Source organism: Methylocella sp. CPCC 101449 (assembly GCF_031921685.1).
Classification (GTDB): Bacteria; Pseudomonadota; Alphaproteobacteria; order Rhizobiales; family Beijerinckiaceae; genus Terripilifer.
The window spans coordinates 1,850,297-1,863,939 of record NZ_JAPDHU010000001.1 but is presented as its reverse complement, the minus strand read 5'-3'; the positions used below and the strand labels follow the sequence as shown (position 1 = coordinate 1,863,939).

The 13,643-nt window shown below is 61.7% G+C and carries 12 protein-coding genes; 6 read left to right on the top strand and 6 right to left on the bottom strand.

All coding sequences use genetic code 11. The annotated features are described in order from the left end of the window. Positions 1-115 precede the first annotated feature (115 nt). Positions 116-1,036, bottom strand: a complete 921-nt coding sequence (locus tag OIM99_RS08630; RefSeq protein WP_311849923.1) for a LysR family transcriptional regulator — start codon at positions 1,034-1,036, stop codon at positions 116-118. Between the two features lie 156 nt (positions 1,037-1,192). On the opposite strand from OIM99_RS08630, the gene OIM99_RS08625 reads away from it, so the two are divergent. Both OIM99_RS08625 and OIM99_RS08620 read left to right on the top strand, forming a co-directional pair. After that, the gene (locus tag OIM99_RS08625; protein WP_311849922.1) at positions 1,193-2,044 is read left to right on the top strand and encodes a polysaccharide deacetylase family protein; all 852 of its coding nucleotides are present in this window, start codon (positions 1,193-1,195) and stop codon (positions 2,042-2,044) included. 158 nt (positions 2,045-2,202) lie between these two features. Continuing rightward, positions 2,203-3,237: a tripartite tricarboxylate transporter substrate-binding protein gene (locus tag OIM99_RS08620; protein WP_311849921.1), complete on the top strand. Its 1,035-nt coding sequence runs from the start codon at positions 2,203-2,205 to the stop codon at positions 3,235-3,237. On the opposite strand, the gene OIM99_RS08615 is transcribed toward OIM99_RS08620, so the two are convergent. Then, positions 3,234-3,785: a DUF4142 domain-containing protein gene (locus OIM99_RS08615; protein ID WP_311849920.1), complete on the bottom strand. Its 552-nt coding sequence runs from the start codon at positions 3,783-3,785 to the stop codon at positions 3,234-3,236. The genes OIM99_RS08620 and OIM99_RS08615 overlap by 4 nt on opposite strands. 134 nt (positions 3,786-3,919) lie before the next feature. After that, complete coding sequence (locus OIM99_RS08610) at positions 3,920-7,240, bottom strand: autotransporter domain-containing protein (RefSeq protein WP_311849919.1); 3,321 nt, start codon at positions 7,238-7,240, stop codon at positions 3,920-3,922. A gap of 290 nt (positions 7,241-7,530) precedes the next feature. Between OIM99_RS08610 and OIM99_RS08605 the strand changes: the two genes are divergently transcribed. The 4 genes from OIM99_RS08605 to OIM99_RS08590 all read left to right on the top strand — a co-directional run bounded on the left by OIM99_RS08605 (position 7,531) and on the right by OIM99_RS08590 (position 10,567). Next, positions 7,531-8,373, top strand: a complete 843-nt coding sequence (locus tag OIM99_RS08605; RefSeq protein WP_311849918.1) for a helix-turn-helix transcriptional regulator — start codon at positions 7,531-7,533, stop codon at positions 8,371-8,373. A 63-nt stretch (positions 8,374-8,436) separates the two neighbouring features. Continuing rightward, on the top strand, positions 8,437-8,784 hold the full coding sequence (locus tag OIM99_RS08600) for a hypothetical protein (protein WP_311849917.1): 348 nt from the start codon (positions 8,437-8,439) through the stop codon (positions 8,782-8,784). Positions 8,785-8,937: 153 nt separating this feature from the next. Beyond that, a complete protein-coding gene (locus OIM99_RS08595; RefSeq protein ID WP_311849916.1) occupies positions 8,938-9,468 on the top strand; it encodes a hypothetical protein in 531 nt (176 codons plus the stop codon). 268 nt (positions 9,469-9,736) lie between these two features. Continuing rightward, the gene (locus tag OIM99_RS08590) at positions 9,737-10,567 is read left to right on the top strand and encodes an IclR family transcriptional regulator C-terminal domain-containing protein (protein WP_311849915.1); all 831 of its coding nucleotides are present in this window, start codon (positions 9,737-9,739) and stop codon (positions 10,565-10,567) included. A 3-nt stretch (positions 10,568-10,570) separates the two neighbouring features. On the opposite strand, the gene OIM99_RS08585 is transcribed toward OIM99_RS08590, so the two are convergent. From OIM99_RS08585 to OIM99_RS08575, 3 genes are all read right to left on the bottom strand, one after another. Beyond that, complete coding sequence (locus OIM99_RS08585; RefSeq protein ID WP_311849914.1) at positions 10,571-11,815, bottom strand: FAD-dependent monooxygenase; 1,245 nt, start codon at positions 11,813-11,815, stop codon at positions 10,571-10,573. 23 nt (positions 11,816-11,838) lie between these two features. Then, on the bottom strand, positions 11,839-12,588 hold the full coding sequence (locus tag OIM99_RS08580) for a glutathione S-transferase family protein (RefSeq protein ID WP_311849913.1): 750 nt from the start codon (positions 12,586-12,588) through the stop codon (positions 11,839-11,841). Positions 12,589-12,722: 134 nt separating this feature from the next. Continuing rightward, positions 12,723-13,634: an MBL fold metallo-hydrolase gene (locus OIM99_RS08575; protein ID WP_311849912.1), complete on the bottom strand. Its 912-nt coding sequence runs from the start codon at positions 13,632-13,634 to the stop codon at positions 12,723-12,725. Positions 13,635-13,643: the final 9 nt, after the last annotated feature.

Sequence of the window (13,643 nt, the reverse complement as noted above, 5' to 3'; positions counted from 1 at the left end):
AACCAACGGTCGAGCTTTCCAATGCGAGACCTCAAAGGCAGGCGATCAAGCTATTGATAAATAACATAAATATATACTTTCATTTAAAACATGATCTCGGTTGGTACGCAGTGCCTCATCTGGCGAGTTCGATCACTTTCGGCGTCATCGACACCGCCAGGAATTGAATGAAATCGCTGGTCTTGGCCGGCAGATGTTTCGCCTTGGAGAAATAAACGCTGAGCCGCTCCGGCGACAGCGCCGCCCGCGCAAGCACCGGCTCGAGACGTTTCTGAGCCAGCTCACTCTCGACGATCGCCAGCGGCACACGGACGAGCCCGCGCCCTTGCAGGGCCATCTGTACGAGAGCGCCCGCATTGTTCGACGACAGCGTGCCCTTCACCTCAACCAGCAAGGGTCGCGACGCGGCCTGGAACGGCCAGCTCTTGAGACCACCGTAAAAATTCACCAGGCAATTGTGATGGCGCAGATCCTGCGGGTCGCGCGGGCGACCAAATCGATCAAGATAATCAGGTGAGGCGCAGATCACATGCGGCACCGGGCCGAGATCGCGTTCGACCAGCCCCGGCAGCGATGGCTTGCGGCCGGCGATAATCACATCGCAGCCATCCTCAACTGGCGTATGATCCTCCGGCAGAACGGACAGATGCACGCGCAAGCCTGGATGACGATCGGCGTAAGTGCCGATCAGCGGTGAGAGAACCAGGCGCGCATAATCGCTCGTCGTCTGCACGCGCAATGTGCCAAACGGACCTTTCTGCAGATTGCGCGCTTCGACGAGATAATCGTCAAGCGTCGCCAGCATATGCAGACAATTCTGGAACAGCCCCTCGCCCGCATCCGTCAGCACGATGCCGTGGGTCGAACGATTGAGCAGGCTGAAGCCCAGCGTCTCCTCCAGCTCCTTCATATGTTTGCTGACGACCGAAGGTGTCGTGCGCAAATCCTCCGCCGCCTTGGTGAAGCTGCGCCGCTCCGCCACCCGCACGAAGGTGTTGAGCTTCTTCAGATCGCGCAACGGTGCCGCCAGAGACATCCGCCCTCCCCTGTTGTTTTCGTTCGGTTCGACGGTCTCGGAACAACAGTCTTTCCAAGACATCGGCTACCGACCGTTCACCCCCCAATCTATCATTTTGGCGCGATCCGGAAACACAGATTCGACCGCCACCTTCAAGAAAGACGAGGAATAACAATGATCAAGGAATACCACTACGATCATCTGATCCGTTGGCCCAAGGGCGAACGGGCCGCGGTCTTCCTCACCTTCGATTTCCAGGGCGGCGAGGACGTCAAGCCGGACAAGAACGGCTTCCTCAATTACGAAATGTGGAGCCAGGGCGAATACGGCCCCCATCATGCGATCTATCGGCTGTTGCGCATCCTCAAGGAAGAGGACATCCGCGCCACCTTCATGACCTGCGGCGCCATCGCCGAGCGCTTTCCCGAAGCGGTGCAAGCCATTCTCGATCACGGCCATGTGGTTGAAGGCCATGGCTACAATCACGAGATCGCCCGCTATCTGCCGCGCGACGAAGAAACCGAGGTGATGCGCAAGACCATCGCCATGATCAAGGACCGCACCGGCCGCCGTCCCTATGGCTGGCGCTCCTGCACCCAGAGCACCAACACGATCGAACTGCTCATCGAACACGGCTTCGCCTGGAACAGCAATTGTTTCCACGAAGAGCGGCCGTTCCTCTATGAGCACAATGGCAAGACCTTGGTCGAACTGCCGCGCCAGCCCTTCGGCGACGGCACGCTGTTTGGCCATCGCCACGGCGAATACGGCAATCCCTTCCATGGGCTTGAAACCTGGAAGGCCTATTTCGACGAGCTTTACGCCGAGACGGGCCGGCAGCCGGGCTATATCCCGTTCACGCTGCATCCCTACATCATCGGCCGGCCGGGCCGCACCTTGGCGCTGCGCGGCATCATCCAGCACATCAAGAAAGCCGGCAATGTCTGGTTCGCCACCGGCATGGAACTGACCGACTGGTGCAACGACCTCTTCAAGGCGGAAGTCGAGAAGCGCACCCACGCCTGAGGCGAGGCCAAGAGCGTCATCGGCGAAACGCCGATGACGCTCTCACAGCGAAGCAAGCCGCGACCAGCAGGAAGCGCGGCATAAATATTTCTATCGTTTGCATTTCTATCGTTCGCCTGAGCGCTCAACACGAGGAAATGATCATGAGGAGAGGATTGATGAGCCGGTCGATCAGCCAGATCGTCGGCATCGCTTTGGCCGTCGCCGGGCTCGCGACGACAGCCTTGGCCCAAACAGCCTTGGCCCAAGACGCCAAGGATTTTTATCGCGGCAAGACCATGCGCCTGTTGATCGGCTATGGCCCCGGTGGCGGTTATGATCTCTATGGTCGCCTGGTGGCGGAATTCCTGCCGAAATTCCTGCCCGGCAATCCCACGATCCTGTCACAGAACATGCCCGGCGCCGGCAGTTTTCTCGCCGCCAAATACATGGCCGAGGTCGCGCCGAAGGACGGCACCATTCTCGGTAGCCTAGCGCAAACCCTGGCGCTCGACAGCGTCGTCAACAACAGCGCCAATATCGACGTGTCGAAATTCGCTTATATCGGCCGCGTCGTCTCCAACATCGACACTGGCGTCGCTCTGCCCAAGAGCGGCATCGCCTCCTTCGACGATGCGCGCCACAAAGCTTTCACTGTCGGTGCCTCCGGCGGCGGCTCCACCACCGTTCTCTTTCCCTCCGCACTCAACACCTATGCCGGCTCGCGCTTCAAACTGGTGCGCGGCTATTCCGGTACGACGGATATCCAACTGGCGATGGAGCGCGGCGAGGTCGATATCGTTGGCGCTTACGGATTGCCCGGCATTCTCATCAGCAAGCCCGGCTGGATCGAGCGCGGCGAAGCCTCCATTCTCTATCAAGCTTCCCTGAAGCGGCATCGTCTGCTGCCGAACGTGCCGACCCTGCCGGAGCTGGCGCTTGACGAGGAGGGCCGCGAAGTGCTGCGCGCCGTCGCCAGCACCGGCGAAATCGGTCGTTCCATTCTCACCACGCCCGGCGTTCCCGCCGACCGGCTGGCGCTGATGCGCGCGGCGTTCAACACCATGCTGAACGATCCCGACTTCCTCGCCGCCTGCCAGAAGCGCGGCCTGATGGTCGATGGCGCCAGCGGCGAGGATATGGATGCCATCGTGCGCGAGACCTTGCAGATGCCGCATGCGATCATCGCCAAAGTGGCGCAACTGACGAATTAGGAGCGCGGCAGTTTTTCAGCCGCCGCCAAATCATGCCGCAGGGCGGGCAGCATACGCCGCGCCCAGGCTTTCAGATTCATATTGTCGCCGTCCTTGGCATAGCGCTCGAACAAGGCGAGCGCATTGCGATGCCTGGTCACTTGCAGCGTCGTATATTCGGCGATGAATTTCGCCGCTTCGACAGACTTGAGCTTGTCGAGCCGCGTTTCGTCGGCCTTGTCCAGTTCCACGGGCAGCTCGATCGGGATTTTCTCGGCCGAAACCAGGCGCTTCAAATCAGCGACGATCTTTTCGTGGCTCTCGATCATCTGTTTGGCGAAGGCCTGCTGGTCGGGACTGCCCCGTTCCATGGCGATCCGGCTGCTGGCGATCTCGATCTGATCGGACAGCGCCACCTTCCGCACGAAATCGGCGGCCATGGAACCGGGCGACGCAACTGAATCGACTGGAACATCCGATGCAGGCCGTTCGGGCGCCGGCATGGGAGACTGCGCGAAACAGGCGGTGGCGAGCAGCAGCCAACCGGCGGTCAGCATGGGACGCATCATGGCAGTTCCCTTTCGGATGGTCTGACGTCGGCAGATCAACGTCCCGAAACCGCAAGCGTTCCGGCGCCGTTTGGCAGCCGAAACGCCAGAAGTGCCAAATGTCTCCGATCAGAGGCCTGATCGACCCGTCTCTTTCAGAAATTGATCGCCAGATTGGCTTTGAACGCATGCTGCTGCGCGCGCGAGGCCAATTGGCCGTTGTAGGAGACACCGAATGTGGCCGATCGCGACAGAGCGAAGTCGAGCCGCGTCTCCACCACGGCGGCATCCCTGGCGATCGGCACGCCGGCGACCGTGAAAGCGCCACCGCCGGCAAAGACCTGGGTCGAGAGCGGCGTGACATCGCCGAAGGCATGGCGCCAGCCAAGCGAACCGCGCAGTGTCGTGCGCACGCCCCCAAGATCGAAGCTGGTCGAAGCGCGTAAGCCCAAGGTGGAGAAGCCGACATTCATGCTTTGGCCGCGTGCGAACAAAGCCGCCGCGCCGCCCTGTTCCGTAAAGCCATCGGTGTTGAGACTGACATAGGCCAGGCCCGCGAACGGCTCGAAGGACGCGAGATTCGTATCGATGCGATAACCCAAATCGCCAAAGGCCTGAAACGTGCCGGCGCGATACTTGCTCTTCAGACTGTCTACGAAGCCCGGGAAAATCACGGCCCGGCTGGTCGACAGATCATGCCACGTATAGGCAACGCCGCCGCGCAGGCCAAAATGGCCCCATTGCGTGCCGCCATAGAGGCCGAGGTGATAATTGTCGCTGGCGCCGGACGAGAGACGGTTCTTCACGTCGAAACTGGTGCGGCTATAGCCAGCCAACAGACCGAGCCGCCAATTGGCGACGAGAAGCGCATCGGCACCGATCAGGAAACCGCCGGTGGAATGATCGAGACGCGCCGCATTGCCATCGCCGTTGATCCGCCCCCAGCCGCCAAAGGCTTGCCCCCAGACGGCGAAGCGCTCGCTCGTCGGCGCGACGCGCTGCGGGCCACCTGGCGCATAGGCCATCACCGGCACCGACGAGGCACCAACCGCGCTGAAAGACGAACGGGTGCGATCGATGGCGGCCTCACGCACGAAATGGCTGTCGTCGATCAAAGCCGATTTCGCTGACGCATGTATTTCGCCAGAGAGACTGTCGAAAGCGGCCCGCGCCTGCCCCTCCGTCAGATTGACCACCGCATTATAGATCACATTGCCCATGCCAAGGCTTTCGACACCGGCACCGGCCGCGATCTGATTGCGCGTCTGGCCGACATTGCTGAAGCTGATCTGATTGCGCGTCAACGTCAGATAGACATTATTCAAATCATAGCTGAGCGAGGGATCGAGAAAGGCGAGGTTCGACGAGACGCCAGCGAACATGCCGCTGCGGCCGCCATCAGCCGAAAGGATGGTGTAGCGGGTGGACGGCGCATAAGTGCCATCGCCGGCAAGCACGCGCACGTCGCCGCCGTTGATCGTCGCCGTGCCGCTGGCATTGATCCGATCGGCGGCACCGGCGGCATTGGCCTCCACTTCGAAGACCGAGCCGGCATTGAACTGAATATTGCCGGCGACCGTGAGCGTGCCGATCGAATTGCCCGGCGCGATCGTGCCTGAGACCAGAACATTGCCGACGGTTCCCGTGCCTTGCAGGCGCCCGCCCATCAGCACGTCGAGGGTGCCACCGAGCGAACCATTCACGGCCAATGTGCCCGCTTCGAGCGATGTCGTGCCGGTAAAGCCACTCGAATTGCCAGTGAGCGTGAGTTGGCCGGCGCCATCCTTGACGAAATCGCCAGTGCCGGACAGCGCGCCAGCATAGGACGCATTGGCTGTCTGGTTAAACGCGAATGACGCCCCAGCATCGATCGCGACATTGCCGCTGAAACGCTCGGCCGCCGACACCAGCCGACCGGCTTCCACCGACCAGTCGAGCGATGACGTGCCCGTCAAAGCGAGCGCACCGATGCCGCGCTTGATCATCGTACCAGGGGTGCCATTGAGCGCCGCAATATCGCCGGCAAAGCTGCCGTTGGCGCTTTGATCGAAGACCACCGTGCCGGCATTGCCGATATGGCCCGAGATCGAGGCGGCATTGCCGATCAGCGTGCCCGCCTGCACGAAAGTGTTGCCATAGGCATTGCCCGTATTGTCGAGCCGCAAGGTGCCGTCGCCCTGCTTGATGAGATCGCCGCTGCCGGTCATCAAGCCGGTGATGCCGAATTCGGTGCCGGCGGCAACGTCGAAACGGCCGGCCTGCGTCAAGGTGAACGCGCGCGCGGTGTCGAAACTGGCCGTTGTCGCCAATGTTCCGCCATCGAAGGTCACACCACCCGCCGCAGCACCCATGCTCGCGTCGCTGGAGACCGAAAGCGTGCCGCCGGCAAGCCGCCAGGGCGTGACGTCAGTGCTGGATCCGGTGAGCGTCCACGTGCTGTCACCCACTTTCTCGTAAGACGTGAACCCACGGTAGATCGAGGCATCAAGCACGGTGCTCGCATCGGTGGTGTCGCCGCCAAGCGCCAATATGTTGCCGGAGCCGGTGGCGAGCAGATTACCAATGATGTTGGAGCCGGCGCGCAGTTCGAGCCGGTTGTCGTCACCGTTGATGATGACCGCTTCGGCGCGGCGCGCCAGATCGCCCGACAGCCCGCCCGAAAGGGTGCCACTGTTGACGATGATGTTGCCGTTGCTGGAGACGCGCAGACCAGCGCCGCCTTCACCGCCCGTGCCGACGAACTGCCCGGGACCAGCCACTCCGCCATTGCCGCCGATGATCGCGCCGGTGTTGGTCAGTTGGCCGCTGCCGCCCGTCATGCGCAGCCCATCGCCGCCGCCACCACCGCCACCGCCGAACTGGCCTTCGCCACCCGCGCCACCATTGCCGCCCGTCAGCGTGCCCGCATTGTCGATGACGACGCCGGCACTGGTGGCGGTGAGACCCGCACCGCCACCGCCGCCACCGCCAGCGATCCGATTGGGCGTCCCGCCGGCCCCACCATTGCCGCCGGTGATCGCAATGCCAGAGCCGATCGTCAGAACACTGTCGGCTGTGTAAATGCCATCGCCACCACCACCACCGCCGCCGGAGCCATAGCTGATGCCTGGATCGGGGAAACCATTCGTTCCATTGCCGCCAATCACCGACACGCCGATAAAGGTGGACGCGCCGACAGTGCCGCCGGGACCGCCAAATCCCAGCGCGCCATAGTTCGAATAACCGCCGTTGCCGCCATTGCCATCGCTACCGGGCAGACCGTTACCATTGCCGACGCCGGGCGTTCCCGCAGCACCACCGCCACCCGTGCCGTTGCCGGCTCCACCAGCGCCGCCATTGTCCAGGCCGCCGACACCGCCTTCGCCCGCCGCCCATGCGGCAGAAGGTAAGTTAACGACGCCCAACACAAGAATGCTGGCAATCGCCAGCGCCGACGTGCTGGCGATATAAATGTCTCGAATTGTTCGCTTCAACACAGGTCGATTGACTAAATTTGTATCGACCGAAGACATCGCCCACGTCTTCGCAGCCCATGCGGCCGCCCCCGCGCCATTCGCCAACATCTTATCTCCCGATGACAAACAGAATCGTTGTCATAGTCCGGAGATTTCGCGCCTCACTGCTCCCCACCAGAAGTAGCGATTGCGAAACTCTCGATTTATCAGACCGCTTTGAACAGACTTGTGGCGCGTAAGCCGATAGCTATTGTCGCCACGTCAGTCCCCGCATGCACATGCAGCACACGAGTAACAGGATCGGGATTCAGATGACCATTACCCGGAAGAGTGAGTCCGGCTCTCTGTTGAGAGAAGAGATCATCCGCCTTTATGAAGCCGAACCTGATCTGCAATCCTTGCCAACGCTGGTGTTCGAAGGTGTAGCGCGTCTCATCGATGCGGATGTCGTCGCCTATGCGGAATTCCACCACGGCAGCGGCGATTTTCGCGCGCTCATTTCCGTCGACGACGATCCCGCCGCGCGTGGTCAGGCCATGGCGGCCTACGCCCGGCACATGCACAGTCATCCGTTCTGGCAGAACGGCGCTGATTTCTATGGCGATCGGGCGCTGCGCGAATCCGATTTCTTCGATGAGGACACTTTTCTTGCGCTGCCCATGGTGCAAGAGACGTTCCTGCGCTCGGGCGCCCGCCGCATCATCAAGATCGTCATCCAACACGAAGGCTATGTGCTTGACGTCAGCGGTTTCAGAGTGATGGGACGGGCCGCGTTCAGCGATCAGGATCGCGATGACCTGCAGGAATACCGCACCCATATCCTGCGCTGCTATCGTCAGGCACAGGAGCGCACGCTGGCGCGGCTCACGCCGACCGATCGTCTGCGGCTGGCGTTTCCGCAGATCACCGCCCGCCAGCTCGAAGTCGCCTCCTGGCTGGCGCAAGGCAAATCGAACGAAGACATCGCCACCATTCTCAATGTCAGCATCGACACGGTGAAAGCGCATATGAAGGCGCTCTACGAGCGCATCGGATCGGATGGCCGCCTCGCCACCGCCATCATCGCCCACACAATCCCCCCGTTTTCCCAACTCCCGCCGCTTTGGAAACTAAGTGCCGAAGCCTGGGGCGCATCCAGCGGTCCGAGCCGATAGCGCCCGGACGGGAAATTTCATGCTAGTCTGTGAAGACGAGGGCTCGTGGAAAAGGAGTGATCCATGAGAACGCTGGGGCTGGGGATTCTCATAGCAGGCATTTTGTTCTCCCACGCAGCGCAGGCCGCCTGCACGGCACCGGAAACGGGAAGCGACAAGGCGCCTGCCCTTTCGCCGCCGCTCGCCCAGATCGTCACGGGGAACGGCCGGCTGCAATTCTATTCGGCGCCGAGCAGCCGTTGCTCCATGAAAGGCGTTTTCGTCATCCCCAAGGACCAATTGATCGCCTATGCCCAGACGAGGGATGGATGGACCTCGGTGATGTACCTCAGTCCAGCCGGCGATGACGTCACCGGCTGGGTGAGATCGGCCCGCTTGAAGACCACCGGAACGATCGGCCCGAAGCAATAGGCGCCAAGAGCAAGAGCAAGCGCCAGATGGCAGCGATAGTTTGGCAGCCCTTCGCTTGAGCCCGCGGACAAAATGATATCCAATGAAGCATCAGGCAGAAGGGCCTCGGCTTCGCATGTGAAGCGCGGCACCCGCAATTGAAGGGAGAAAACCATGTCCCTTTCCGTCAAGGCTGAACGCTCTTTGATGGCGCACGACGAATTCGAACTGCTGTCGCAAACGCACTATCCCGCTCTGATCGATCTAAGCGACGAGGACATTTCCAAGACACGGCAGCGCTTGCGCGACCTGCGCGACAAGGAACGCACCTTCGTGCGCGGCATGCGGCGCGGCCAGCGCGGCAAGGCAAGTACGCGCGGCGGCAGTTTTCCCGGCAATGTCGAAAAGCCAGCGCGGCGCAAACAGGTCTTCACCAGTGCCCTGAAACGGTTGAATGCCGAGGTGGCGCGCCGCGAAGCGATCGCCGCGCAACAAGCGCTCATCGAATCGGCGCAGCGCGCTTTGGCCATGAAAACCAGCGCGACGCGGCGCCCTCATCCCGCCCCTGGACGCGGCAAACGCTCAGGCATGCGCCCCGTCGAGAGCAATCGGTCGGAGAGCTTGGTCGATCGCGCCAATGTCGGCCGCGTGGTGCGCGCGACGAAAGTCGCGCAGGCGCGCCGGGACAATCGCCCAAGCGCCTAACGACGGGAATGCCGCCTATGAAAAGGCCCTGTCGCTGAGGGAGCGGCAGGGCCGAGTAATTGGGAGGGTTTGAGTTCCTTTCTCACGAGGAACTCATATCTCCTGAGGTGCTCGAAGACGCATAAGGGAGGGGGCGAACTTCGCGCGTGGCTCAGAAGAGCATTGAAATGCACGCCTGATGTAGGGCTCGAAGTTGATTTCTTCAACTATAGAATGACGGTCAAAACGCCGCATCTCAGGCGGCGGGCCGCTCAAAAGAGGAATTATCTTGCCTGTTTCGCAACGACCCAGCCGATCTTCCGCCAGCCTAGGGCAGCAGCCGGACAAAACCGCCGATGGTCATGCCGACATGCGCAGCGTGCTGCGGGCGCTGACGGTTCTACGGCAACTCAACGTCAGCAACGGCGCCACCATCCGCGATCTGCATCGAACGACACAGATTTCCCGCACGGCCTTGTATCGCATTCTGCGAACGCTCTGCAGCGCCGGCTATCTCGTCGCCGATTCCGACATCGAATCCTATCGGCTCACGCCCTTGGTGCGGCAACTCAGCGAGGGCTTTAACGAGGATTCCTGGATCTCGGAGATTGCCGGGCCGCTGCTGGACGAATTGCAGAAGAAAGTCATCTGGCCGACGGACCTGTTCGCCTTTTTCGACGATACGATGATCATGCGTCGCACGACTCGCCGCATCAGCCCATGGACGATCGATCGCGCCTGGGTGGGGCTGCGAACGCCAGTCCTGCTGACCGCCTGCGGCCGCGTTTATCTTGCCTATCAGCCAGACGACGTCACTGAGGGCGTGCTTCAGCGCCTGGCCCGCAGCCAGCATCCCGACGATGCCCTGGCGAAGGAACCCAAGGTTATAAGGCAAATGCTGCGCAAGGTGCGTCAGGATGGCTATGCGCTGCGCGAGAAAAGTTTCATGCCTGAAACCGGCAGCATCGCCGTGCCGGTTCTCGTCGACGGGCAGGCGCGCTGCGCGATCGCCATTACCTATATCGCTTCGGCGAAAAGCGCCAAGGATGTCATCGACACCTACCTGCCGCTGCTGCGGGCTACGGCGCTTCAGATTTCCGACGGCATCGCCAAATCCTGATCATCATCCAAGACGGCGCAGACCTTCCGGCTGCGCGCGATCGGCGAGCGCCCGCTGCACATAATCGGGCGCGGTGAACAGCCACGCCAACCGATCGTAATAGTCGGCCGCCTGTCGTCCTTCGAAGACGGAGTTGCGCACCAGCCGTTCGACGCCGGAGACGTGGTAGAGCCGATCCAGCATCAGCGACGAGATCTGCACGCGTGCCGAACGCACGATCCTGACCGTCTGATAAGCCATGAAGGCCGCCGGCAGATCACCATCTGCGCGCTCGACTTCCTCGGCCAGACAGATCGCATCCTCGAGCGCCTGCGCCGCCCCTTGCGCGATATACTGCACCATCGGATGCGCCGCATCGCCCAACAAGGTCACAGCGCCTTCGGTCCAATTGTCGATGGGGGCGCGATGGCGGATGACATAACGCTGAAAGCGCGGCTGGATGTCGACAAGCTGCGTCACCTGATCCGACCAGCCTTGCAGCGCCGCCCGCGGCTTCTGCGCATCCGTCTCCCCTTCCCATATGTCATCGGGCGACGCGTGGACGGTGATGGCGAAGTTGAATTCGCTCCAATCCCGCACCGGATAATAGATCGCATGCGCTTTGGGACCGACCCAGAGCGTCGGGAAAGGCTGTTGGCATTCGCGCGGCATCCGCGCCGCCGGCACCAGGGCGCGATAGATGACGGCGCCTGCCGGTGGCGGCTCGCCATCGCCGACCAATTGCTGGCGCACGCGCGAACGCACGCCATCGGCGCCGACCAATCCGGCAGCGTGAAGGAGTGCGCCATCCTGCAATTGGACGCGAACCGACGCGCCTTCATTCGTATAACCGACGACCTTGCTGTTGGTGCGCAGTTCGATGAAGGACGCCATCGCCGTGCAGCCCTGCAGAAGCGCACCATGGACGTCGGCACGATGGGCCACCGCATAGGGATTGCCGAAACGGCGGATGAAATCGGCACCGCAGGGAATGTCGCAAATCATCTCGCCGTCGATTCCGTCGACCATCACCATGCGTTCGATGAGCAGACCTTCGCTTTTGACCCGTTCGCCCACACCAAGCGCATCCAGAACAGACAACGCATTGGGCGCGACCTGCAGGCCGACACCGACCTGCCCGAATTCAAACGCCTGTTCGCAGACGACGGAGCTAAAGCCGCGTTGCGCCAGCGCCAAGGCGCAGGCGAGACCGCCGATGCCGCCGCCGGCGATGACAATCGGTAAAGCATTGCGAGCCTTCGGTGCCATGATGTCCTCCCCGTCGATCTTGTCTAAGCCGCACTTGGACGGACGGCGGCCGCAAAACGCTGTTCATTGTCCGGAATGGCGATTTGATAGGCGGGCCGCGCCTTGCTGCGCGCGATCCAATCGCGGAGCGCCACATGGCTTTGCCACAGATCGGTGAGATTGAGCTCCTCCAACCGATCGATGAAGGGCGCGGCGGCGATGTCGGCGAGCGAATAGGTCTGCCCGCCGAGCCATGGCACCTCCGACAACCGCCGCTCCAGACGCCCGAGCGCCGAGATGATCGTCTGACGTGCCGCCTCGACCTTCGCCTGATCGATCGGCTGGCGCGCCGTCCGGCGATATTCCTCGGCACGCGCCTTGTTGGGGTGCGACGCCACCATCGCTTCAAGCTCTTCGTCCGACCGCTCGGCCAATTCGGGGCTCATCATCAAGGCGAAAGTCGCCGGACGGATCGCCGGATGCAACACGTCGTCTTCGAACTTGACCCAGAAACGCGCGCGGGCGCGATCGACCGGATTGTCGGGCATCAAGGCCGGCGTCGGAAAGACCTCGTTCAGATATTCATTGATGATCGTGCTCTCGTGGATCGGCACGCCATCATGAACGAGCGTCGGTACGACGCCATTCGGATTGAGCTTCAGATAATCCGGCGTCGTATGTTCGAGCTTCATCAGATCGACGAAGCGGCTTTCCCAGGACAAACCCTTCTCGGCCAGGCAGAGGCGCACCTTGATCGAGCAGAAGGACCGCCAATCGTGATAGAGTTCTAGCATCGCGCACCTCCCATGATAGGGAGAGCCGATCACCTCCACCGATGGCTTTCAATCCCGTTCGCGCGATCCGTCCGCCTGGCGAACAGGGGGCGTTGCTCACACCAATGCCGCTAAAAGCGAGATTAGTGGTCATCTCAGCCCCATTTCATCTCACCCTTGGCAACCTTGGCGCCGATGTCGAGCGCCACGCCCATGCCGAGATTGGGGAAGCGCGCTTCCATCGCCGCTTTCAAGGCTGCGCTGTCCTTCGCCTTGGCGAGTTCGTCCTCGAAGGCCAGGAGATAGGTCTTGGTGAACGTCACGGCCGCCAGATCGATGGCTGCATCCGCCGCCATGTGACCCGGCACGACGATGGCGGGCTTGCGCGCCGCGATCTTGTCGAGATTGGCGATCCAGGCAGCGCGTTCCGCCTTGGTCGGCGTATCGGCCGTCCATACATGCACGCCTGAGAAGATGAGGACGCCACCAAACACCGCGTTCAACGACGGCACCCAAAGATAACGACGATTGGCGAGACCTTCCGCCGCAACGATATCGACCGTCTCACCATCGACGGTCAACGACTTGCCGTCGAACGCTTCCGGTATGACCACATCAGCCAGCGTCTGCGGACCGTTCTCCTTCAGTTGCGGCCCCCAGGTGGCGAGCTTCTTGTCGATGCTGGCCTTGATCGCAGCGACGGTGTCCGAAGCGGCGATGATTTTCGCAGCCGGAAAGGCCGCATGCACCGGCTTCAGGCTGAAGTAATAGTCAGGGTCCGATTGGCTGACATAGATCGCCGTCAGCTTCTTACCCGTCGCCTTGACGGCCTCGGCCAGCGCCTTGCCATCGGGATACGTGAAACCGCCGTCGATCAGGAGCGCTTCATTCGGCCCCGATAGCAGAACGGGCGCACGGAAAAAGCCGTTCGGCCCAGCGGGAAAATGTTTCCAGCTCAGTTTGGAACCCTCGGCATGGCCAAAATCAGCTTGGCCGAGACCTACGGGCGCCAGCACGGCGGCGCCAAGTGCCAGGGTGGTCTTCATCGCGTCTCTCCTCGAATACATGTTCATCTC